The sequence below is a fragment of the Actinoplanes sp. NPDC004185 genome (assembly GCF_053603475.1).
In genome coordinates this window covers 58,163-79,669 of record NZ_JBSGFR010000024.1, presented here as the reverse complement: position 1 = coordinate 79,669, position 21,507 = coordinate 58,163, and the positions used below count along the sequence as shown (strand labels likewise).

The 21,507-nt window shown below is 71.4% G+C and carries 17 protein-coding genes; 9 read left to right on the top strand and 8 right to left on the bottom strand.

What is annotated here, in order from left to right; genetic code table 11:
• Positions 1 to 30: 30 nt before the first annotated feature.
• Entirely contained in the window at positions 31 to 1,719 is a 1,689-nt protein-coding gene (locus ACWEOZ_RS24410) for an AMP-binding protein (protein ID WP_451912986.1), read from the top strand.
• Positions 1,720 to 1,779: 60 nt separating this feature from the next.
• On the opposite strand, the gene ACWEOZ_RS24405 is transcribed toward ACWEOZ_RS24410, so the two are convergent.
• On the bottom strand, positions 1,780 to 3,396 hold the full coding sequence (locus ACWEOZ_RS24405) for an AMP-binding protein (RefSeq protein WP_451912985.1): 1,617 nt from the start codon (positions 3,394 to 3,396) through the stop codon (positions 1,780 to 1,782).
• 84 nt (positions 3,397 to 3,480) lie between these two features.
• On the opposite strand from ACWEOZ_RS24405, the gene ACWEOZ_RS24400 reads away from it, so the two are divergent.
• Positions 3,481 to 4,314 (top strand): LuxR C-terminal-related transcriptional regulator, encoded by an 834-nt coding sequence (locus tag ACWEOZ_RS24400; RefSeq protein WP_451912984.1) that lies wholly within the window; start codon positions 3,481 to 3,483, stop codon positions 4,312 to 4,314.
• A gap of 63 nt (positions 4,315 to 4,377) precedes the next feature.
• The gene (locus tag ACWEOZ_RS24395) at positions 4,378 to 5,409 is read left to right on the top strand and encodes a LacI family DNA-binding transcriptional regulator (RefSeq protein WP_451912983.1); all 1,032 of its coding nucleotides are present in this window, start codon (positions 4,378 to 4,380) and stop codon (positions 5,407 to 5,409) included.
• Positions 5,410 to 5,584: 175 nt separating this feature from the next.
• On the opposite strand, the gene ACWEOZ_RS24390 is transcribed toward ACWEOZ_RS24395, so the two are convergent.
• Positions 5,585 to 6,589 carry a LacI family DNA-binding transcriptional regulator gene (locus ACWEOZ_RS24390; RefSeq protein ID WP_451912982.1) on the bottom strand — a complete coding sequence of 335 codons (1,005 nt, stop codon included), beginning with the start codon at positions 6,587 to 6,589 and terminating at the stop codon, positions 5,585 to 5,587.
• A gap of 34 nt (positions 6,590 to 6,623) precedes the next feature.
• On the opposite strand from ACWEOZ_RS24390, the gene ACWEOZ_RS24385 reads away from it, so the two are divergent.
• Positions 6,624 to 7,661 (top strand): zinc-dependent alcohol dehydrogenase, encoded by a 1,038-nt coding sequence (locus ACWEOZ_RS24385; protein ID WP_451912981.1) that lies wholly within the window; start codon positions 6,624 to 6,626, stop codon positions 7,659 to 7,661.
• Positions 7,662 to 7,666: 5 nt separating this feature from the next.
• Positions 7,667 to 9,322 carry an FAD-dependent oxidoreductase gene (locus ACWEOZ_RS24380; protein WP_451912980.1) on the top strand — a complete coding sequence of 552 codons (1,656 nt, stop codon included), beginning with the start codon at positions 7,667 to 7,669 and terminating at the stop codon, positions 9,320 to 9,322.
• A 38-nt stretch (positions 9,323 to 9,360) separates the two neighbouring features.
• On the opposite strand, the gene ACWEOZ_RS24375 is transcribed toward ACWEOZ_RS24380, so the two are convergent.
• Positions 9,361 to 10,503, bottom strand: a complete 1,143-nt coding sequence (locus ACWEOZ_RS24375; protein ID WP_451912979.1) for a GH12 family glycosyl hydrolase domain-containing protein — start codon at positions 10,501 to 10,503, stop codon at positions 9,361 to 9,363.
• Positions 10,504 to 10,811: 308 nt separating this feature from the next.
• Here ACWEOZ_RS24375 and ACWEOZ_RS24370 point away from each other — a divergent pair, with 308 nt between their 5' ends.
• Positions 10,812 to 11,162 carry a histone-like nucleoid-structuring protein Lsr2 gene (locus ACWEOZ_RS24370; RefSeq protein ID WP_451912978.1) on the top strand — a complete coding sequence of 117 codons (351 nt, stop codon included), beginning with the start codon at positions 10,812 to 10,814 and terminating at the stop codon, positions 11,160 to 11,162.
• A 71-nt stretch (positions 11,163 to 11,233) separates the two neighbouring features.
• On the opposite strand, the gene ACWEOZ_RS24365 is transcribed toward ACWEOZ_RS24370, so the two are convergent.
• From ACWEOZ_RS24365 to ACWEOZ_RS24355, 3 genes are read right to left on the bottom strand one after another with little or no spacing between them, the layout of a single operon-like run.
• Positions 11,234 to 13,303: a molybdopterin cofactor-binding domain-containing protein gene (locus ACWEOZ_RS24365; protein ID WP_451912977.1), complete on the bottom strand. Its 2,070-nt coding sequence runs from the start codon at positions 13,301 to 13,303 to the stop codon at positions 11,234 to 11,236.
• The gene (locus ACWEOZ_RS24360) at positions 13,300 to 14,289 is read right to left on the bottom strand and encodes an FAD binding domain-containing protein (RefSeq protein WP_451912976.1); all 990 of its coding nucleotides are present in this window, start codon (positions 14,287 to 14,289) and stop codon (positions 13,300 to 13,302) included. Before ACWEOZ_RS24360 ends, ACWEOZ_RS24365 begins: the two co-directional genes overlap by 4 nt.
• A complete protein-coding gene (locus ACWEOZ_RS24355; RefSeq protein WP_451912975.1) occupies positions 14,286 to 14,774 on the bottom strand; it encodes a 2Fe-2S iron-sulfur cluster-binding protein in 489 nt (162 codons plus the stop codon). The genes ACWEOZ_RS24360 and ACWEOZ_RS24355 overlap by 4 nt, the downstream gene beginning before the upstream one ends.
• Positions 14,775 to 14,834: 60 nt before the next feature.
• Here ACWEOZ_RS24355 and ACWEOZ_RS24350 point away from each other — a divergent pair, with 60 nt between their 5' ends.
• Positions 14,835 to 15,911: an NAD-dependent epimerase/dehydratase family protein gene (locus ACWEOZ_RS24350; RefSeq protein ID WP_451912974.1), complete on the top strand. Its 1,077-nt coding sequence runs from the start codon at positions 14,835 to 14,837 to the stop codon at positions 15,909 to 15,911.
• A 60-nt stretch (positions 15,912 to 15,971) separates the two neighbouring features.
• Here the strand turns inward: ACWEOZ_RS24350 and ACWEOZ_RS24345 are convergent, their stop codons facing one another.
• Both ACWEOZ_RS24345 and ACWEOZ_RS24340 read right to left on the bottom strand, forming a co-directional pair.
• Positions 15,972 to 16,280: a hypothetical protein gene (locus tag ACWEOZ_RS24345; RefSeq protein WP_451912973.1), complete on the bottom strand. Its 309-nt coding sequence runs from the start codon at positions 16,278 to 16,280 to the stop codon at positions 15,972 to 15,974.
• Between the two features lie 101 nt (positions 16,281 to 16,381).
• Positions 16,382 to 19,459, bottom strand: a complete 3,078-nt coding sequence (locus ACWEOZ_RS24340; protein WP_451912972.1) for a putative bifunctional diguanylate cyclase/phosphodiesterase — start codon at positions 19,457 to 19,459, stop codon at positions 16,382 to 16,384.
• A 78-nt stretch (positions 19,460 to 19,537) separates the two neighbouring features.
• On the opposite strand from ACWEOZ_RS24340, the gene ACWEOZ_RS24335 reads away from it, so the two are divergent.
• On the top strand, positions 19,538 to 20,182 hold the full coding sequence (locus ACWEOZ_RS24335; RefSeq protein ID WP_451912971.1) for a class I SAM-dependent methyltransferase: 645 nt from the start codon (positions 19,538 to 19,540) through the stop codon (positions 20,180 to 20,182).
• 92 nt (positions 20,183 to 20,274) lie between these two features.
• Entirely contained in the window at positions 20,275 to 21,498 is a 1,224-nt protein-coding gene (locus tag ACWEOZ_RS24330; protein WP_451912970.1) for an NRAMP family divalent metal transporter, read from the top strand.
• Positions 21,499 to 21,507 lie beyond the last annotated feature (9 nt).

Genomic DNA, 21,507 nt, shown 5'->3' with positions numbered 1-21,507 from the left:
GTCTGACCCAGATCAGCCTGAGGAGGAGAAATGGCGGCGACTGACGGTACGGCGGCGTTCCGCGAGGCCCGGGACTTCCTGCTGGAGCATCGCGAGGACTACGCCGAGGCGTACGCGCAGTTCGGCTGGCCGCAGCTCGGCGCGTTCAACTGGGCGCTCGACTGGTTCGACGTCATCGCCGAGGGCAACGACAGCCCCGCCCTGTGGATCGTCGAAGAGGACGGCTCGGAGCAGCGCTACTCCTTCGCCGAGATGGCCGGCCGCTCCAACCAGGTCGCCAACTGGCTGCGGGAGCGTGGCGTCGGCCGCGGCGACCGGATCGTAATGATGCTCGGCAACCAGGTGGAACTCTGGGACACCATCCTCGCCGTCATGAAGCTAGGCGCCGTCATCATCCCCGCGACGCCGCTGCTCGGCGCGGCCGACGCCCGGGACAGGGTGACCCGCGGCGGCGCGCAGCACGTCATTGCCCTCGCCTCGGCGGCCGAACGGTTCACCGACGTCGGTGCGGAGGTCACACGCATCGCCGTCGGCCCGCCCACCGACGGCTGGCATGCCTTCTCCGACGCATACGCCGGCTCCACCGGGTTCACGCCGGACGGCGTCACGCAGGCCAGCGACACCCTGCTGCTCTACTTCACCTCCGGTACGACTGCGCGTCCCAAGCTGGTCGAGCACACGCATGCGTCGTACCCGGCGGGTCATCTGTCCACGATGTACTGGATCGGACTGCAGCCCGGCGATGTCCACCTCAACATCTCGTCGCCGGGCTGGGCGAAACACGCGTGGAGCAACGTGTTCGCCCCGTGGAACGCGCAGGCGTGCGTGTTCATCCACAACTACACGCGGTTCGACGCGCCGCGACTGCTGCGCGAGATGCAGCGCTGTGGGGTCACGAGCTTCTGCGCTCCCCCGACCGTGTGGCGGATGCTGATCCAGTCCGACCTCACCGCCCTGAAGAAACCGCCGCGGCTGGTGGTCGGTGCCGGTGAGCCGCTCAACCCCGAGGTCATCGAGCAGGTCCAGAAGGCCTGGGGCGTCACGATCCGCGACGGCTTCGGCCAGACCGAGACCACGGTCCAGATCGCGAACACCCCTGGTCAGAAGGTACGGCCGGGCTCGATGGGCCGCCCTGTCCCCGGCTATCAGGTGGCGCTGATCGACCCGCTGACGGGTGAGCACGCGGACGAAGGCGAGATCTGCCTGCAGCTCGATCCTCGCCCACTGGGGCTCATGGTCGGCTATCACGGCGACGCCGAACTGACGGCCCAGGCCATGGCGAACGGCTACTACCACACGGGCGACATCGGCTCCCGGGATGCGGAGGGCTACATCACCTACGTCGGCCGCACCGATGACGTGTTCAAAGCGTCTGACTACCGCATCTCGCCGTTCGAGCTGGAGAGCGTGCTGATCGAGCACGAGGCAGTCGTGGAGGCTGCCATCGTGCCGTCACCGGACGCACTGCGGCTCAACGTGCCAAAGGCCTACGTGGTCCTGGCCGAGGGGTGGCCGGCCAACGACGAGACCGCCCAGGCAATTTTCGCGCATTGCCGTGCGCACCTCTCGCCCTACCAGCGGGTGCGACGGATGGAGTTCGCCGAGTTGCCGAAGACGATCTCCGGCAAGATCCGGCGGGTCCAACTCCGCGAGGCGGAACGCACCAAGCATCAGTCCGCCGACGCAACGCCCGACGGCGAATACCTGGACCGCGGCTGACTCTGTGGCCACGGACGAAATGCGGGGGACGACGGCACCCGGAAGGAATCGCGAATGGAGTCAGGCGTTGCGGATGCCGGCGGCGTCATGGAGGTTCAGGATTTCCACTGCCTGCTCTCGCATCTCCACCTTTCGCACCTTCCCGGTCACTGTCATCGGAAAGCCGTCCACCACATGCACATACCGCGGAACTTTGTAATGCGCGAGCTTTCCCTGACAGAAGTCGCGGACCGCTTCGGTGGTCAGCGGCGTCGCTCCCGGGCGCATCACCACCCAGGCCATCAGTTCCTCGCCGTACCTCTGGTCCGGGACACCGATCACCTGGACGTCCGACACGTCCGGGTGGGAGTAGAGGAACTCCTCCACCTCCCTCGGGTACACGTTCTCGCCGCCCCGGATCACCAGGTCCTTGATCCGGCCGACGATGTTCACGTAGCCGCGCTCGTCCATCGTGGCCAGGTCGCCCGTGTGCATCCAGCGGGCCTCGTCGATCGCTTCCGCGGTGGCCTCGGCCTGATCCCAGTAACCGAGCATCACCGAGTAGCCGCGAGTGCACAGCTCCCCCGCCTCGCCGCGTGGCGTCGGCAGGCCCGTCGCCGGGTCGACCACCTTCGACTCCAGGTGCGGCATCACGCGGCCCACCGTTTCGGTTCGGCGGTCCAGGCCGTCGTCGCGGCGGGTCATCGTCGAGACCGGGGAGGTTTCCGTCATGCCGTAACAGATCGCCACCTCGGTCATGTGCATCTCGGCCACCACCCGCTTCATCACCTCCACCGGGCACGGCGAGCCCGCCATGATTCCGGTACGCAGCGACGACAGGTCGTACTCGGCGAAGTCGGGCAGACCCAGTTCAGCGATGAACATGGTCGGGACGCCGTACAGGGAGGTGCATTTCTCCTGGGTGACCGCTCGCAGAGAGGCCGCGGGGTCGAAGCCCTGAGCCGGCAGCACCATGCACGCACCGTGCGAGGTCGCCGCCAGGTTGCCCATCACCATCCCGAAGCAGTGGTAGAGCGGCACCGGGATGCAGATCCGGTCATGCTCGGTGTAGCCGACCAGCTCGCCGACGAAGAAGCCGTTGTTGAGGATGTTGTGGTGCGACAGCGTCGCGCCCTTCGGGAAACCCGTCGTGCCGGACGTGTACTGGATGTTGATCGGGTCGTCGAAGGCCAGCGACGCGGCGCGTTCCTCCAGCGAACGGCCCTGGCCGGCGACGATCAGGTCGTCCCACTCCGGGGTGCCGATGAAGATCGTCTCGGTGAAGCCGACCTCGGCGATCATGCCGCGGTAGTCGCTCGTCTTGAACGCGACCACGCTGACCAGCAGGCGCACGCCTGCCTGCCGGATCACATAGGCCAGTTCATGGGTGCGGTACGCCGGGTTGATGTTCACCAGAATCGCGCCGATCTTCGCGGTCGCGTACTGCGTGATGACCCATTCCGCGCAGTTCGGCGCCCAGATCCCCACCCGGTCGCCCTTGTTGATGTCGCGGGCCAGCAGCCCGCGGGCGACCTCGTTCACCGCGGCGTCGAACTCGGCGTACGTCCAGCGGCGACCGGCTGCCACGTCCACCAGCGCCTCGCGGTCGCCGTGGGCCGCGACCGTGCGTTCGAGGTTCGCGCCGATCGTCTCGCCGAGCAGCGGCACATCGGAGGTCCCGGAAGCATAGGAGAGCATTTCTGCAGCATGAGCCGGTCCGCGAGGCGGCGCCACCCCCGTTCAGGGGTGGACCGCGAAGCCGGTCCGCGACATGCTGATGACGTGCTCGAAACAGCCGATCTCTCCGCCGCGCTGGGCCGGGTCCGGCGGGTGACCGGGCTGCCGGTCGCGTTCGGCGGGGCGGTGACCGCTGACGGCCGGGCCATGCGGCTGACCGACTTCGCGGGCACGGTGACCGGCGCGCTGCACGGCCTGGTGGTCACCGCCGGAAATGGTCTCGGCGGGCGGGTGGTCAGCACGGCAAGGCCCAGCCGGGTGGAGGACTACGCCACCGACCCGCGGATCAGCCACGAGTACGACAAACCGGTCACTGCCGAAGGGTTGCGCGCGATCGCCGCGGTGCCGGTCATGATGGGCGGTTCCGTCCTGGCGGTGCTGTACGCCGGCACGCGGGAGCCGCTGTCGGTGGGGACCCGCGCGCTCGACGCGATGAGTCAGGTGGCGGTGCGTGTCGGCACCGAGGTGACCGTACGCCGGGAAGTGCAGCGCCGGATCGCCGAGCTGGAGACGACCGCGGCCCTGACCCGGGCGGCGCCGACGGCCCCGGAATGGGAGGACGTCCGGCAGGCGCACGCCGACCTCCGCACGATCGCCCAGGAGGTCGACGACCCTGCGCTGCGGTCCCGGCTGCAGGAGGTGTGCGCGCTGCTCGCCCAGTCCGGCGGCTCGGCGCGGTCGCCCAATCCGTTGTCGCCGCGGGAGCTCGACGTGCTGGCAATGGTCGCGGTCGGCTGCGGGAACGCGGAGGCTGCCCGGCGGCTGGGGCTCCTGCCGGAGACGGTCAAGAGCTATCTGCGCAACGCGATGCGCAAGCTGGGCACGCACGGCCGGATGGAGACAGTCGTGACGGCCCGGCGGCTCGGCTTCCTGCCTTGACCGGCGGCAACCGGACAGCCATGGCGGCAACGGGACTGGTCGGGGACGCCTAGGGTCAGGAGGGTGAAGAGACCGACGATCGCCGATATCGCCCGCGAGGCCGGGGTCTCCAAGGGCGCCGTCTCCTACGCGCTGAACGACCGGCCCGGCGTCTCCGAGGACACCCGCGCGCGCATCCTCGCCATCGCGGACCGGATGGGTTTCCGGGCCAGCGCTGCCGCCCGGGCGCTCGCCGGGGCACCGGCCAAGGTCGTCGGGCTCGCGCTGCGCCGGCCGGCCAGCACGTTGGGGGTCGAGCCGTTCTTCATGGAGCTGGTCAGCGGGCTCGAGGCCGAGCTGTCCACCCGCTCGTACGCGTTGCTGCTGCAGATGGTCCCCGACGATGACCCGGCGGCCGAGATCGAGGTCTACCGACAGTGGTGGATCGAGGGCCGGGTCGACGGGGTGCTGCTCTGTGACGTCCGCGCGGACGATCCCCGGGTGCCGGCCGTGGCGGAGATCGGGCTGCCCGCCGTCGTCGTGGGGCCGCCCACCGAGGGTGAGCTGCTGCCGAGTCTCTGGTCCGACGACGCGGTCTCCGTGACCGAGGCGGTCGAGCACCTGGCCGGGCTCGGTCACCGCCGGATCGCCCGGGTCGCCGGAATCCCCGAGCTGGCGCACACCGGCGCCCGCAGCCGCGCCTTCGCCGAGAATTGCGAACGGCTGGGGATCAGCGAAGCGCCCCCGGTCTGGACCGACTACACCGGGGAGGCCGGCGCCCAGGCCACCCGCGACCTGCTGCACACCCGGCCGCGGCCGACCGCAATCGTGTACGACAACGACATCATGGCGATCGCGGGGCTGGCGACAGCGCAGGCACTGGGGTTCGCCGTGCCGGCCGAGCTGTCCATCGTCGCCTGGGACGATTCGCCGGTCTGTGGGCTCGTGCATCCGCCGCTGACCGCGCTCACCCGCGACATCGTCGCCTACGGCGAGAACGCGGCCCGGCTGCTGCTGGCGGTCATCGCGGGCGACGAGGTCGCCAGCCGGCTCGACGAGCCCGCCCACCTGGTCGCCCGGGCGAGCACGGCCCCGCCGCCGCCCGCGGCCACGTAAGACCAAGGGCAGAGGAGTACGGCCACCACTGGCTGAGTCCGGCGAGCGGCAGGCGCTGGCTGAACACGGGATGCCGGAAGTGGAGGCTGAACGCGGGAGGGACGCGCAGCACGGATCGCGCGGCACAAATCGCGCAAGGCAGCGCGAAGGCGCAAGACGCTAAACAAACGCCCCGTCAGGCAGGCCCAGTACTCCCCCGCACCTCAAGGCGCCCACCCTCGGCCTGCACCGGCGCCCGCACATCCCCGTCCAGCGCCGCGAAAAGCTGAGCCACAGCCAACCCCCCATAAGCCGCGATATCCCGCCGCACAACCGTCAACGGCGGCCCCACCACCTGACAGAGCGGCGAATCCTCACAAGCCACCACCGACAGATCCCCCGGCACCGCGACCCCCCGCTCCCCCGCGACCCCCAGCCCAGCCACCGCCATCACGTCGTTGTCGTACACGATCGCCGTCGGCCGCTGCGGCCCGGCCAATAGCTCCCGGGTCCGTTCCGCCCCCGCCCGGCCCGTGTAGTCAGCCCGCACGATCGTGAGCGTCATCCCCCGCTCCGCGCACGCCCGGGCCATCGTCTCGTCCCGGATCGCCGTGTGCACCATTCCCGCCGGGCCGCTCACCCGGGCCACCCGGACGTGGCCCAGTTCAGCCAGGTGCTGCACCAGCTCCAGCGTCCATCCCCGGTCGTCGCTCCACGCGCCGGGCATGCCGTCGTCCGGCGTGCTCGCGATGAGAGCTGCCGGCAGGCCCAGCCGGCGAACCGCCGCCAAGCGCGGATCGTCCACCCGGGGATCGCAGATCAGCACGCCGTCGACCCGGCGTTCGGCGCTCCACCGGCGGTGGACCTGGGCCTCCTCCTGCAGGTCCGCCACCAGTTGCAGCGCCAGGCCGAAGCCGCGGACGGCCAGCTCCTTCTGGATGCCGGCGATCAGCTGGCGGCGGAAGACCTCCACGGTCAGCGCCGCCGACGAGCGCAGCAGCACCAGTCCGATCGCGTTGGCCGCCGCCCCGTGCAGCGCCAGCGCCGGGCCGTTCGCGCGGTAGCCGAGCTCGCGGGCGATGCCCAGGATGCGCTCGCGCAGGTCCGCGGAGACGCCGGGACGGCCGTTCAGCGCGTACGAGACGGCGATCCGGGACACGCCGGCACGCCGGGCGATGTCGGCCATCGTCGCTGCACGCACGGCTTAGCGTAAACCCAGGTCCTATGCTCCAGCCATGATGCGTGTCGTGGTGCTGCCGGACGGGGTCCAGGTCGTCGAGGCGGCCGTCCCGGAGCCGGGACCGGGTGAGGCACAGCTGCGGATGGTGGTGGCCGGGGTCTGCGGCTCCGACACGCACGCCCTGCATGGCCGGCATCCCAACGTTCATCCGCCGTACGCGCCCGGGCATGAGGTGGTCGGGGTGGTCATCGCGGTGGCGGCCGGTGTGACCTCGGTCCGGGTCGGGCAGCGGGCCACCGTCGAGCCGGATCTGCCCTGCTGGGAGTGCAAGCAGTGCCGGGCCGGGCGGCAGAACCTGTGCGAGCGGCTCGGGTTCTTCGGCTGCGGGTCCGTGCAGGGCGGGATGGCCGACGTCTTCACCATCGACGCGCGGCGCCTGCATGTCGTGCCCGACGACTTCGACGATGCGACCGCGGCCCTGATCGAGCCGCTCTCGACTCCCGTGCACGCGATCCGGCTGGCCGGCGGGGTCCGCGACCGGGCGGTGGCGATTCTCGGGGTGGGGACCATCGGCCTGCTGACGCTGAAGGTCGCGCGGGCGCAGGGCGCCCGGCGGATCGTCGTGACGGCCCGCTCGGCGGCCAGCCGCACGCGGGCGCTGGCTTTCGGTGCGGACGCCGCCGTGGACGCGACGGCCGAGGACGCGGCTGATCAGGTACGGGCAGCGCTCGGCGAGAGCGCCGACGTGGTGTTCGACTGCGTCGCCGAGCAGTCGACGATGACGCAGTCGCTGGCCATCGCCGACAAGGGTGGCACTGTCGTGGTGGTCGGGGTGCCGGCCGGCGAGGTGCTGATTCCGCTCGCGTTGCTGCAGGACAGCCAGTTGCGGATCCAGGGCAGTGCGACGTACCTGCCGGAGGACTACGCGGACGCGATGGTGCTGCTGCGCGACGGCGTGGTGACGGCGGCCGATTTCGTGACGGCGGTCCGGCCGTTGAGTCAGGCCGCGGCGGCCTTCGCCGATGCCGAGAGCGGGGAGCACATCAAGGTGCTCGTCAAGTCTGGTTCGATCGGCGTCGACGTGATGAGCTGAGCGGCATGACGGACTACGACATCGTCGTCGTGGGCAGTGGGTTCGGCGGGAGTGTCACCGCGTTGCGGCTGACCGAGAAGGGTTACCGGGTCGGCGTGCTCGAGGCCGGCCGGCGCTTCACCCCCGAGACGCTGCCCAGGACGTCCTGGGATCTGCGGGCCTTCCTCTGGGCGCCCGCGCTGGGCCTGCGCGGCATCCAGCGGATCACCCTGCTCAAGGACATCGTCGTGCTCTCCGCGGCCGGTGTCGGCGGCGGTTCGCTGGTCTACGCGAACACGCTCTACCAGCCGCCGGCCGCGTTCTTCGCCGACCCGCGCTGGGCCGGCATCACCGACTGGGCCCGCGAGCTGGAGCAGCACTACGCCCAAGCCTCCCGGATGCTGGGCGTCACCGTGCAGCCGTCGATGACGCCCTCCGACGAGGTCATCCAGGCCGTCGCCCAGGACATGGGAGTCGGCGGCACGTTCCGGCGTACCCCGGTCGGGGTTTTCTTCGGTGAGCCCGGCAAGACCGTGCCGGATCCCTACTTCGGCGGGGCCGGCCCGGCCCGGACCGGGTGCATCGAGTGCGGTGACTGCATGATCGGGTGCCGCCTCGGGGCCAAGAACCGGCTCGACCTCAACTACCTCTACCTCGCCGAACGGGCCGGTGCGGTCGTGCACCCGGACACCACCGTCTCGGCGCTGCGGCCCGTCGGCGACGGCTGGGAGCTCACCACCTCGCAGGGGACGTTCACCGCGCGGGAGGTGGTGCTGTCGGCCGGGGCGCTCGGCACGCAGCGGCTGCTGCACGCCATGCGGGACACCGGGGTGCTGCCCGCGCTCTCCGCCCGGCTCGGTGCGCTGACCCGCACCAACTCCGAGGCGCTGCTCGGCGCGCAGTCTGTGTCCGTACCGGAGAAGCCGTTCTCCCGCGGGGTGGCGATCACCTCGAGCTTCCACCCGGATGCCGAGACCCACATCGAGCCGGTCCGCTACGGGCCCGGCAGCAACGCGATGGGCCTGCTCACCACCCTGCTGGTGGACGGCGGCGGCCGCGTGCCGCGGCCGGTCCGCTTCCTCGGCCAGGCGCTGCGGCACCCGCGCACGCTGCTGCGGTCGCTGTCGAAGCGGCGCTGGAGCGACCGGACCATCATCGCGCTGGTCATGCAGACCGTGGACAACTCTTTGACGGTACGGCGCACCAAGCGCGGCCGGCTCACCACCGGGCCCGGCCACGGCCCGGTCAACCCGACGTGGATCCCGGTCGGTCACGAGGCGGTACGCCGGATGGCCGCCAAGATCGGTGGTCATCCCGGCGGCTCGGTGGGTGACGTCTTCGACATCCCGATGACCGCGCACATCCTCGGCGGCGTCACCATCGGCGACTCCCCCGCGACCGGCGTGGTCGACCCCTACCAGCGGGTGTACGGCTACCCCGGCCTGCACGTGGTGGACGGTTCGGTGATCCCGGCCAACCTCGGGGTGAACCCGTCGCTGACCATCACCGCGCTGGCCGAGCGGGCCCTGTCGCTGTGGCCCAACAAGGGTGAGGCAGATCCGCGGCCCGCGCTCGGCGCACCTTACGAACGCGTCGAGCCGGTGGCCCCTCGTTCTCCCACGGTCCCGGCTCACGCCCCCGCGGCCCTACGGATAACGCCGGCCGCCCCGCCGCCGGGTTGATCGGCGACGGGGCGGGGCTGCTGTGATGCTGGTGGGGATCAGGCCCGGGTGCAGGCCGACCCGTTGAGGGTGAACGCGGACGGGCTGGTGAAGGTGCCGCTGTAGGTGCCCTGGAAGCCGAACGAGGTGCTGCCGCCGGCCGGGATGCTGCCGTTGTGGCTGGCGTTGCGGGCGGTCAGCGCGCCGCTGGTGCCCGACAGCGTGGCGTTCCACGAGTTGGTCACCGTCTGGCCACCCGGGAGGGTGAAGCCGAGCGTCCAGCCGTTGAGCGCGCTGCTGCCGGTGTTGGCCACGGTCACGTTGGCCACGAAGCCGCTGCCCCACGAGTCGGCCGAGTAGGTGACCCGGCAGCCGGCGGTGCCGGACGGCGGCGGGGTGGTGGTGGCCGGCGGCGGCGTGGTCGGGTTGCCGGGGTTGCTGCCGCCGCCGTTGATCGCGGCCGAGAAGTTCGTCACGGCCAGGCCGGTGCCGCCGATCCACGGCTCGAAGCCGGCCTGGATGCTGGTCAGGTACCACGAGCTGGTGATCGCGCCGCGGTTCTTCACGTCGTTGATGAAGTCCAGGACGCTGAAGTTCCAGCTGGAGATCGCCGACGGGGCCACGTACGAGATGACGTTGTTGGAGCCGTTGCTGCCCTGCCAGACCTGCCAGGTGCGGCCGCCGATGGTGGTGGTGCCGACGACCGAGCCGATCGGCTGGATCGAGCCCTGGCGGTTGAACCAGATCATGATCTCCATGGCGTTGACGCCGTCGCGCTTGGGCGTCGGGTCGAGCCAGATGTCGTACGCCGCGTCGTAGGTGGCGCCGGAGACGTAGTTGTAGCTGATGCTGCTGGTCGCGCTGCTGATCGAGCTGACCTGCATCGGCAGGTTGGTGCCGGGCGAGCAGTTCGTGTAATGGCAGCCGACGAAGATGGCCGGGTAGGACACCGGGGCCCCGCTGGTGCTGCCGACGCCCTGCTGACTGGTGATGGCGAAGCCGGTGCTGGTGACGTTGATGCACTGCTGGGCGGAGGTGCCCCAGCGGTTGTTCATCACGACGTAGCGGCCGCCGATGGTGGTGGAGCCGTACTGCTCGCAGATCTGCGTGTCGGCACTGGCGGGATCGGCGACCACGAATGTCGTGATCGCGCCCGCGGCGAGCAGAGCGGCGGCCGTGACGGCCCGGATGACACGTCTCATGACTGCTCCTGGTGGTGGGGGTGCCCCGGGGAAGGGCGGCGTGGGAGCGCTCCCACGCAACGTACAACACATTGACAGGCGTGAGAAGTGTTGCGGAGAAGTTTCGTAAAGTTCTCCGCCCCGGTGCCCTGCCCAGCCCCGGTGCGCCGGGCCATTCGCCGGCGGCAGAGGGCACCGGACCGGGAGAATGGGACGGATGATCTGCGCGACATGCAGGGCGGACAATTTGCACACGTCGGCACGGCCCGACAGAATGAATACGCAGGAATTCTCATAGACAATGGCACCGTCCCGGGAGCAACCACATCATGGCCAAGCAGGTAATTACCCTTCTGACCGATGACCTCGACGGCGGCGAGGCCGACCGCACCGTCGAGTTCGGACTCGACGGTGTGAACTACACGATCGACCTGTCGGAGAAGAACGCCGGCAAGCTGCGTAAGGCGTTGGACCCCTACCTCGCGGTGGCGACGCGGGTCGGCCGGTCCGGTGTCGAGTCGCGTTCCGCCCGCCGCGGCGCCGCCCCGGCGAGCACCGGCCGGGCCAGCCGCGACCAGAATCAGGCCATTCGCGAGTGGGCCGGTAAGAACGGCTACGAGGTCTCCGAGCGCGGCCGCATCCCGAGTTCGATCGTCGAGGCGTACCACAGCAAGCGATAGCCCGCGCACCAGAGAATCGGCGCCGCCCGGTGGGCGGCGCCGATTTCTGCTTAAGGATGGTTAAGGCGTTCTCAGCCCAGGTGCGGCAACAGCTTGTCCAGCCGCACCGGCAGGTCCCGCACCCGGATGCCGGTCGCGTGCCGCACCGCGTTCACGATGGCCGCCGGTGAACCCACGATGCCGATCTCGCCGATGCCCTTGCTGCCCATCGGGTTGACCGCCCGGTCGTCCTCGGACAGCCAGGCCGCCTCGATCGACTCGACGTCGGCGTGCACCGGCACGTGGTACTCGGCCAGGTCGTGGTTGACCCAGTCGCCCATCGCCGGGTCCAGCACGCCCTCCTCGTGCAGGGCCATGCCCATGCCCATGGTCATGCCCCCGATGAGCTGGCTGCGGGCGGTACGCGGGTTCAGGACCCGGCCGACCGCGTACATGCCGAACAGGCGCGACACCCGGACCTCGCCGGTGTCCGCGTCCACCCGCACCTCCGCGAAGTGCGCGCCGTACGCGTGCTTGCCGTCCTTCTCCTGCCGCTGCACCTCCTCGGTGCTGTCGTAGACCGCCTCGTCGCTGCCGGAGCGGCGCAGCTCGCGGCAGGCCCCGGTGACCGCCCAGCCCCACGAGGCGCTGCCGGACGATCCGCCCGCCACCGACGCCATGGGCAGCGTGCTGTCGCCGATCCGGACGTGGACCCGGTCGACCGGCACGCCGAGCTCGTCCGCCGCGATCTGGGTGAGGATGGTCCGGGCGCCGGTGCCGATGTCGGTGGCGGCCACCGCCACGTCGTACCGGCCGTCGGGCAGCGCGCGGACCCGGGCTGTCGAAGGCTGGGCCATCGTCGGATAGGTCGCGCCGGCCACGCCCAGGCCGACCCACCAGTTGCCCTCCCGGCGGCTGCGCGGCCGGGGATCGCGGTCGGCCCAGCCGAACCGCTCGGCTCCCTCGCGCAGGCACTGGACGTATTGCCGGCTGCTGAACGGGACGCCGGACTCGGGCTCGACCCGCGGCTCGTTGCGCACGCGCAGCTCGATCGGGTCCAGGCCCAGCTCCTCGGCCAGTTCGTCCATCGCGCACTCGAGGCCCACCATGCCGGGCGCCTCGCCCGGGGCCCGCATCCAGCGCGGGGTCGGCATGTCGAGGCGGACCAGGCGGTGGCCGGTGTGCCGGTTCGCGGCGGCGTACATGTGCCGGGTCGCGACCGTGGTCTGCTCGGCGAACTCGAACAGCCGGGAGGTGTGCTCGACGGCCTCGTGGTCGATGGCGGTCAGCGTGCCGTCGCGCTCGGCGGCCAGCCGGATCCGCTGGATGGTCGGCGTGCGGTGGCCGACCATGCTGAAGAGGGCCTGGCGGGGCAGGGCCAGCTTGACCGGCCGGCCCACCACCCGGGCGGCCAGTGCGGCCAGCACGGCGTTGGGGCGGGCCGAGCCCTTCGAGCCGAAGCCGCCGCCGACATGCTCGGTGATCACGTGGACCCGCTCGGCGGGCAGGCCGAAGAGGGCACCGACCGCGCCGGCCACTCCCGGCGGGTGCTGGTTCGAGTCGTACAGGACCAGGTCGTCGCCCTGCCACACCGCGATGGTGGCGTGCGGTTCCATCGGGTTGTTGTGCAGCGCCGGGGTCCGGTAGGTCACGTCCACCTTGACCGGCGCGGCGGCGAAGGCCTGCTCCACGTCGCCGGAGCGGGTGTCGGCCGGGAACGCCGGGTTGACCTTCTCCGGGGTGTAGATCTCCGGGTGGTCGGCGGTCAGCAGCGTGTCGTGCGGCTCCTCGGTGATCTCCAGCCCGATGACCTGCGCGGCCCGCCGGGCGGCTTCCAGCGTGCGGGCGACGACCAGCGCGACCGCCTGACCGCGGTAGCTGATCCGCTCGGACTGCAGGACGGCCAGCTCCGGATCGTCGGGCTGCTCCAGCCGCGGCGCGTTGCCGTGCCAGAGGACGGCCAGCACGTCGTCGTCCTCGGTGGTCGGATCGACGATGACGGCGTCGAGGGTGCCGCGGGCCACCGGCGACTGGACCACCCAGGCGTGGGCGACGTTCTCCACCGGATACTCGGCGGCGTACCGGGCCGCGCCGGTGACCTTGGCCGGGCCCTCGATCCGGCCGAGCGGCGTGCCGACGGCGGATGCGGTGGTGGCGGTCATCGGGCGGCTCCCGTCAGGCCGGTCAGCGTCGCCGCGACCAGATTACGGATCAGCGTGACCTTGAAGGCGTTGTCACGCAGCGGTTCGGCGGCGGCCAGCTCGGCGTCCGCCGCGGCCAGGAAGGACTCGCGGGTGGCGGGGCGGCCGAGCAGGGCCTGCTCCGCCGCGTACGCCCGCCACGGTTTGTGGGCCACAGCGCCGAAGGCCAGCCGTACGTCATGCACCACGCCGTCCTCGGCGTGCACCGCCGCGGCCACCGATCCCACGGCGAAGGCGTAGGAGGCCCGGTCCCTTGCCTTGCGGTACGCGGACACCCGGGCCGCCTCCAGCACGGGCAGGTCGACCGCCGTGATCAGCTCCCCGTGCCGCAGCACGGTGTCGACGTGCGGGGTGTCGCCGGGCAGCCGGTGCAGTTCGTTGATCGGGATACCGCGCTCACCGTCCGGCCCGGTCACCCGCACGGTCGCGTCCAGGGCGGCCAGCGCGACGGCCATGTCGGACGGATGGGTGGCGACGCAGTGCTCGGAGGCGCCGATGATCGCCAGGTTGCGGTGGTCGCCGTCGCGGGCCGGGCAGCCGGTGCCGGGCGCGTGCTTGTTGCACGGCTTGGTGGCGTCCATGAAGTATCGGCAGCGGGTGCGCTGCAACAGGTTGCCGCCCGTGGTGGCCATGTTGCGCAACTGCCCGGAGGCGCCGGCCAGCAGCGCCTGGCTCAGCACCGGGTACGACCGGCGGACCTCCGGGTGCGCGGCCAGGTCACTGTTGCGGACGCCGGCGCCGATCCGCAGGCCGCCGTCGGGCAGCGTGGTCACCTCGTGCAGCGGCAGGCGGTTGATGTCGACCAGCACGTCCGGGGTGGCGACCCCGAGCTTCATCAGGTCGACGAGGTTGGTGCCCCCGGCCAGGAAGGTGCCGCTGGGCGCGCCGGCCAGCAGGGCGACGGCCGAGGCGACGTCGTCGGCGGGTGCGTACTCGAATGTCCTCATCGGCCGGACGCCTGCGCGATGGCCGGGACGATGTTGGCGTACGCCCCGCAACGGCACAGGTTGCCGCTCATCCGCTCGCGGATCTCGGCGTCCTCGAGGCGTACGTCGTCGCCGCGGGTGACCGCGCTGGGCCAGCCGCGGGCGACCTCGTCGAGCATGCCCACCGCGGAACAGACCTGCCCGGGCGTGCAGTAGCCGCACTGGAAGCCGTCGTGGTCGAGGAAGCCCTGCTGCACCGGATGCGGCTCCTCCTCGGTGCCGAGGCCTTCCACGGTGGTGATCCGGGCGTCCTGCTGACTGATCGCCAGGATCAGGCAGCTGTTCACCCGGCGGCCGTCGAGCAGAACGGTGCAGGCGCCGCACTGACCGTGGTCACAGCCCTTCTTGGCCCCGGTGAGCTGGAGGTGCTCGCGCAGAGCGTCCAGCAGGGTGGTGCGCGGGTCGAGGTCGAGCGTGTGCTCGACGCCGTTCACGACGAGATCCATGGACGGGCTCCTACCCGGGCCCCGGTGGTTCAACCGCGGCCCGCCGGGTACCAGCACACGATGCGAGTGGTGATCGTCGGAGCGACCGGGAACTCAGGCACGGCCCTGCTGCGCAGGCTGCGGAACGAGCCGGGCGTCGACCTCGCCGGGGTGGTCCGCCGGCTGCCGCCCAGGGTCGAGCCGTACGACGCGGTGGAGTGGCACTCCTGCGACATCGGGGCCCCGGGCGCCGCGCAGCAGCTGACCGAGATCTTCCGGGGCGCCGACGCGGTCGTGCACCTGGCCTGGCAGATCCAGCCCAGCCACGACCAGCGGCTGCTGTTCCGCACCAATGTGCTGGGCAGCCGGACAGTGGTGGAGGCCGTGCTGCGCGCCGGGGTGCCGACGCTGGCGTACGCCTCCTCGGTCGGGGCCTACGCGCCCGGCCCCAAGCACGCGTTCGTCACCGAGGCGTGGCCCCGCACGGGTGTGCTCGGTTCCTCCTACAGCCGGCACAAGGCGCTGGTCGAGGGCCTGCTGGACCGGGTCGAGTCGGATCACCCGACGCTGCGGATCGTCCGGCTGCGGCCGGGGCTGATCTTCCAGCGGGACATCGGTACGGAGATCGGCCGGTACTTCGCCGGGCCGCTGCTGCCCGCGCGGCTGTTGAAGTTCGGGCGGATCCCGGTGATCCCCTCGCATCCGGGGCTGCGGGTGCAGGCGGTGCACGCGGACGATGTGGCTGACGCGTACGCCCGGGCTCTGCTGGCCGATGTGCGCGGCGCCTTCAACGTGGCCGCGGGTCCCGTGCTGGATCCCTCGGTCGCCGCGGCCGCGTTCCAGGGCCGGGAGGTGCCGGTGCCGGGTTTCGTCCTGCGTGGCGCGGCCGACCTGAGCTGGCGGTTGCGGTTGCAGCCGGTCGACGTGGGCTGGGTCCGGCTGGGGCTCAAGGCGCCGCTGATGTCGTGCGACCGGATCAAGGCGGAGCTGGGCTGGCGGCCTCTGGTGGACGCGGTGCACACCCTCAAGGAGCTGGTGGCCGGCCTGGCCGACCGGGCCCACACGGACAGCCCGCCGTTGTCCGGTGATCCCGCGCTGCCGGGTCGCCTGCGCGGGGTGCTGCGCGGCCGGCTGCCCGGCTCGGGCAACCCGTACTGACCTACAGCGGCAGGCCCGGCCGCCGAGGCATCCGGGCCTGCTGGAACACCGTGTGTCGGGTCAGCGCCGGCCACTCCCGGCGCCGATGATGACCACAGCACCGCCGCCGCCTCCGCGGTAGCGGTAGCAGTGCCGGCGGTAATCGTCGCGGCTCGGCGCGGTAGCGCTCCAGTGGCCGCCACCGTCCCAGTCGTCGTCCCAGTCGTCGTACCAGTTGTGGTGCCAGGGGAACCAATGGCCGTTCGATTGATACCAGCAGTGGCGCCGGTGGTCAGGCGCGGAGCCGGTGGCGGAGGCGGGGGCCGCGATAGCGAGACTGGAGCCGGTCGCCAGCAGCACGCCGGCGAGGAGCAGGCCCGGACGTCGCATGATGTGTCCTTTCAGGGTTGGTCGGTGGACACCCGAAAGTCTTTCGCGTTGTTCCTGGGGCCGAGGGCGCTTCCGTATAAAAATAAAATGCAGTGGAAAAGTCAGGCCACTGCCAGCGGCAGCGGGTTCCGCAGCCAGGCCAGCGCCTCGGTCGCGTCCAGCGGTGCCGAGTAGTAGTAGCCCTGCCCCAGCGGACAACCCAGCTGGGCCAGGATGAGCCGGTGGGTGGCGTCCTCGATGCCCTCGGCGACCACCGTCAGGTTGAGCGTGCGGGCCAGGCTCACGATGCCCGCCACCAGCGCCAGCTGCTGCTCACTGCCGACCATGTCGTCGATGAAGGTCTTGTCGATCTTCAGTACGTCGATCGGGCGCTGCCGTAGGTAACCCAGCGACGAGTAGCCGGTGCCGAAGTCGTCGATCGCGATCCGCACGCCCAGCTCCTGCAACACGGCCAGGTCAGCCCAGATCTGCTCGTCGTCGCCCATCAGCAGGGTCTCGGTGATCTCCAGCATCAGCGCCCGGGCCGGCACCCCGGCGTACTCCAGCGACGCCTTGACCTGCTCGACGAAGCCGGACTGACGGAACTGGCGAACCGAGACGTTGACCGAGACGTACGGCTGACGGGCGCGCGGCAGGATGCGCCGCCACTGCGCGACCGTGTGCAGCGCCTGGTCGAGGACCCAGCGGCCCATCGGGACGATCAGCCCGCTCTCCTCGGCCACCTCGATGAACTCGTCCGGCGCGATGACCCCGCGCTGCGGATGGTGCCAGCGCACCAGCGCCTCGAAGCCGACCGCCTCGTCCGTGGCCAGATCGACGATGGGCTGGAACTGCAGCAGGAAGTGCCCCTCGTTGACCGCGTGGTCCAGTGCCGAGCGCAGCTCCAGCCGCTCCACCATCGCGCTGTGCAGGTGCGACTGGTAGCGCCGCCACTGGTTCTTGCCGGCGCCCTTGGCCACGTACAGGGCCAGGTCGGCCTGGCGCAGCAGCGCGTCGGCGGTGTCCGCTTCCGGCGTGGTGGTGATGCCGATGCTGGCCACGGCCTGCAGCGGCCCGCCGTCGACGATGATCGGCTCGGACAGCGCGGCCAGGATCCGGGTGGCCGTCTCCTCGACCGCCCCCGGGTCCTGCACGTTCTCCACCAGCGCGGCGAACTCGTCGCCGCCGAGCCGGGCGGCCGTGTCGTCGGCCCGCAGCGCGCCGGCGATCCGGCCGGCCACCGCGATCAGCAGCTGGTCGCCGGTCGCGTGGCCCAGGGTGTCGTTGACGACCTTGAAATCGTCCAGGTCGATGAAGAGCACGCCGACCACCGAGCCGTCCCGGGCGCCGCGGGCCAGCGCGTGCTGCAGCCGGTCGGCGAAGAGCACCCGGTTGGCCAGCCCGGTCAGCGAGTCGTGGAACGCCTGGTGGGTGAGCTCGCGTTCGAGCTGGCGGCGCTCGGTGACATCGCGCAGGGTGACGACCAGGCCGGCGACGGTCTGGTCCGCGCGCAGGTCCCGGCAGTGCATCTCGAGCATCACCTCGGTACGGCGCCGCCCGACAGCCCGGAAGTCCAGCCCCTCCTGCGTCCCCTCGCCACCACGGACGGCGGCGAGCACGCCGGCCAGCCGTAGCCGGTCACCGGGGTGGATCAGGTCGGGCAGGGACACGCCCACCGGGTCGGCGCCCAGCACATGTCCCGCGGACGGGCTCGCGTACCGGACCCGGTCCTCCTCGTCGATGATCAGGATGACGTCGGAGGTGTTCTGCACCAGCGTGCGGAAGTAGGCCTCGCTGTTGCGCCGGGTCACCTCGTGGCTCAGCGCGATCCGCTCCAGCGCCAGCGCGACCTGGGTGGCCAGCACCTCCAGGGCCCGCTGCAGGCCGAGCAGAGCCCAGGTGGGGCCGCCCACGTGCAGCACCCCGACGAGCGGATCGCCGGTCGGGCGGTCCTGCAGCACCAGCGGGCAGCGCAGCACCATGTTGAACTGGGTCAGCCGGACCGCCACCGCCCAGTCGACGTCGCGGGTGGCGACCAGGCGGGCGGCCGTACCGGTGCCGCGGTCGTGGTCGGACTGGGCCGCGGCCTCGGCCGAGACGGGCTCCTCCGGCTCGGTGATGGCCATGGCGAGCACCACCCGGTGCGGCACGTCGGCCGGCAGCAACTGGGCCACGGCCGTCCGGACAGCGTCGCCGACCTCGTCGGCGTCGGCCGCGGAGACCAGCGCCGCCGAGGCCTCGCGGAGCCCCCGCTCGCGGGCCAGGGCCAGCCGGTGGCTCGCCATGATGCCCGCCATCCGGGCCAGGACCAGCAGGAACGTGCAGGCGCTGAGGACGGCGACCACGTCCAGGTCGGGCACCTCGCCGTCGACACCCATCTGGAGGATCAGCACGGCCGGGGCGACCAGCGAGGCGAGGGCGAGCAGGGCGAGCCGGACCCGGCCGAGCTCGGCCAGCGGGGTGGCGACCGGCCGGGTCAGCGCGGCCATCGAGGGGCTCAGCGCGGCCAGGCCGACGGCGGCGTACAGCGGGACCCGGCCGAAGGCGGCCAGGAACGCGATGTCGTCGCGCAGAGTGACGAGATTGCCGCCGACGTCGGCGAGCAGCAGGGCCAGGACACCGGCGGCGAGCCAGCTGCCGGCCGGCAGCCGCCGGCCGGAGGCGGTCAGCAGCCGGGTCAGCAGGGCCAGGCAGAGCAGGTCGCCGACCGGGAACGCGACCGCGATCCACTGCCCGACCGACGACAGCTCGGTGTCGCGCAGGTGCGGGCCGATCACGAAGGTCCAGGCCAGCAGGGCCACGCCGGAGGTCAGGGTGAGGGCGTCGAGCAGTCCGCCCCGGTCGCGGCGGCCACCCGTGCGGAGCCGGACGAACCAGTAGAGCACCAGGGCCAGCGCCGGGTAGGCGGCGAGCAGCATGCCCGTACCGATCGAATGCAGCCCGGCGACGACCGGCAGGGCCTCGGGCCCGGCGCTGTAGGCAGCCGTGCCGAGGACCGAGAGCACGACGGAGAAGGACAGCAGGTGCCACGGCCCGCGCCGGGCCGGGTCGTGCCGGCGCAGGCCGGCGACCACGGCCAGCACGGCGGAGACCCCGGCGACCAGGTGTACGGGCATCTGCCAGGCCGGCTCCACCGCGAAGACGGCCCCGAGCAGCACCATCCAGCCGGCGAAGAGGACAGCCGTCACTCTGGTCGGCATGCTGCTCCTCTCCGCGGGCTGAAAGCCGGACGCTGCCCTGATCGGTCCCGCACCGGAGCAACTGAGCAGAATCGGTACGTGTCCACCGACTTCGTCCGCGCCAACACACGGCTCGCGCCCGTGCCCTTCCTCCCCGAACTGGTGCTTCACCAGGCCGAGGAGCCGATCGAGCTCTGGGAACGCACCGAGGCGGCCGGCGCCGAGCAGCCGCCGCCGTTCTGGGCGTTCGCCTGGGCCGGCGGCCAGGCCCTGGCCCGGCACGTGCTCGACGATCCCGGCCTGGTCAGCGGGCGGGCGGTGCTGGACCTGGCGACCGGCTCGGGCCTGGTCGCGGTGGCGGCGGCCCGGGCCGGGGCCCGCACGGTGACGGCCAACGACATCGATCCGCTCTCCCTGGCCGCCGCCGAGGCCAACGCCGAGGCCAACGGTGTGCCGATCCGGCTGGTGGAGGGTGATCTGCTCGCCGGCGGGTACCCGGACGCCGACGTGATCCTGGCCGGGGACGTGTTCTACAGCCGGGAGATGGCCGGACGGGTGCTGCCGTTCCTGCGGCGCGCGGCCGGACGCGGCGCGTTGGTGCTGGTCGGGGATCCGGGGCGGGCGTACCTGCCGGTCGACGGGATGATCCGGCGGGCGACGTACGAGGTGCCGGTGCTGGAGGCGCTGGAGTCGGTGCCGGTACGGCGGACGAGCGTGTGGCAGGTGGATTTCACGAGCCGGTAATCGCGGATTGTTCAACAACTCTTGTGGGATCGTTGAACAATCCCTACCGTCAGGGGTGCCTCCATCGAACTACCCCGATCCGAGGAGTGCCCATGACCACGCAGACGCCCACCCCGGCCCGTACCCGCCGTACCGCCCTGATCGGTGCCATCTTCCTGATGGCGACCAGCGCCATCGGGCCCGGATTCATCACCCAGACCACCACTTTCACGGCGGCCCTGGGCGCCGCGTTCGCGTTCGGCATCCTGATGTCGATCGTGGTGGACTTCGTCGTCCAGATGAACATCTGGCGGATCATCTCGGTCAGCGGCAAGCGGGCGCACGAGCTCGCCAACGCCGTCGTGCCGGGCGCCGGCCACCTGCTCGCGGCGCTGGTCATCCTCGGTGGCCTGGTCTTCAACATCGGCAACGTGGCCGGCTCCGGACTCGGCCTGAACGCGGCCCTGGGCCTGGACCCGAAGCTCGGCGGCCTGATCAGCGCGCTGATCGCGATCTCCATCTTCCTGGTCAAGCGGGCCGGGATGGCGATGGACCGGCTGCTCATCGGGCTCGGCCTGCTGATGATCCTGCTGACCGTGTACGTCGCGATCGTCTCGGACCCACCGGTCGGTGAGGCGCTGCGCCAGACCGTCCTGCCCGAGGAGATCGACTTCGCCGCGATCACCACGATCATCGGCGGTACGGTCGGCGGCTACATCACCTACTCCGGCGCGCACCGGCTGCTGGACAGCGGCACCACCGGCCCCGAGCACGCCCGCGAGGTGACCCGGGGCGCGCTGACCGGCATCGCCGTCACCGGCCTCATGCGCTTCCTGCTCTTCCTGGCGATCCTCGGCGTGGTCAGCAGCGGCGTCGTGCTCAACACCAAGGGCAACGCGACCGCACAGGCCTTCGAGTCGGCGGCCGGCGAGTTCGGGCTGCGGGCGTTCGGCGTGATCCTCTGGGCGGCGGCCATCACCTCCGTGGTCGGCGCGGCGTTCACCTCGGTGTCGTTCTTCGACGCCTTCTCCAAGCGTTTCAGCGAGCCGCGCCCCCGGTCCTGGGCGACGGTCGCGTTCATCGCCGTCACCACGACGATCTTCCTGCTGCTCGGCACCGCGCCGTCGGCCCTGCTGGTCTTCGCCGGCGGCTTCAACGGGCTGATCCTGCCGATCGGGTTCACCATCCTGCTGTACGCCGCCTGGCGCCGGCGCGAACTGCTGCGGGGGTACGCGTACCCGGTGTGGCTGCTCGTCCTCGGTGCGCTGGTCGCGGCACTGACCTGGTACATGGGCATCACCTCGGCCCGTTCGATCTTCGATTACCTCGCCGGCTGACCTGGAGGA

Bases quoted from the DNA above. Each gene is read 5' to 3' on its own strand.
- ACWEOZ_RS24385 (WP_451912981.1), top strand. From the start codon at position 6,624: ATGATGCGTGTCGTGGTGCTGCCGGACGGGGTCCAGGTCGTCGAGGCG.
- ACWEOZ_RS24330 (WP_451912970.1), top strand. From the start codon at position 20,275: ATGACCACGCAGACGCCCACCCCGGCCCGTACCCGCCGTACCGCCCTG.
- ACWEOZ_RS24340 (WP_451912972.1), bottom strand. From the start codon at position 19,459: ATGCCGACCAGAGTGACGGCTGTCCTCTTCGCCGGCTGGATGGTGCTG.
- ACWEOZ_RS24380 (WP_451912980.1), top strand. From the start codon at position 7,667: ATGACGGACTACGACATCGTCGTCGTGGGCAGTGGGTTCGGCGGGAGT.
- ACWEOZ_RS24365 (WP_451912977.1), bottom strand. From the start codon at position 13,303: ATGACCGCCACCACCGCATCCGCCGTCGGCACGCCGCTCGGCCGGATC.
- ACWEOZ_RS24405 (WP_451912985.1), bottom strand. From the start codon at position 3,396: ATGCTCTCCTATGCTTCCGGGACCTCCGATGTGCCGCTGCTCGGCGAG.
- ACWEOZ_RS24350 (WP_451912974.1), top strand. From the start codon at position 14,835: ATGCGAGTGGTGATCGTCGGAGCGACCGGGAACTCAGGCACGGCCCTG.
- ACWEOZ_RS24360 (WP_451912976.1), bottom strand. From the start codon at position 14,289: ATGAGGACATTCGAGTACGCACCCGCCGACGACGTCGCCTCGGCCGTC.
- ACWEOZ_RS24410 (WP_451912986.1), top strand. From the start codon at position 31: ATGGCGGCGACTGACGGTACGGCGGCGTTCCGCGAGGCCCGGGACTTC.
- ACWEOZ_RS24375 (WP_451912979.1), bottom strand. From the start codon at position 10,503: ATGAGACGTGTCATCCGGGCCGTCACGGCCGCCGCTCTGCTCGCCGCG.
- ACWEOZ_RS24345 (WP_451912973.1), bottom strand. From the start codon at position 16,280: ATGCGACGTCCGGGCCTGCTCCTCGCCGGCGTGCTGCTGGCGACCGGC.
- ACWEOZ_RS24370 (WP_451912978.1), top strand. From the start codon at position 10,812: ATGGCCAAGCAGGTAATTACCCTTCTGACCGATGACCTCGACGGCGGC.
- ACWEOZ_RS24355 (WP_451912975.1), bottom strand. From the start codon at position 14,774: ATGGATCTCGTCGTGAACGGCGTCGAGCACACGCTCGACCTCGACCCG.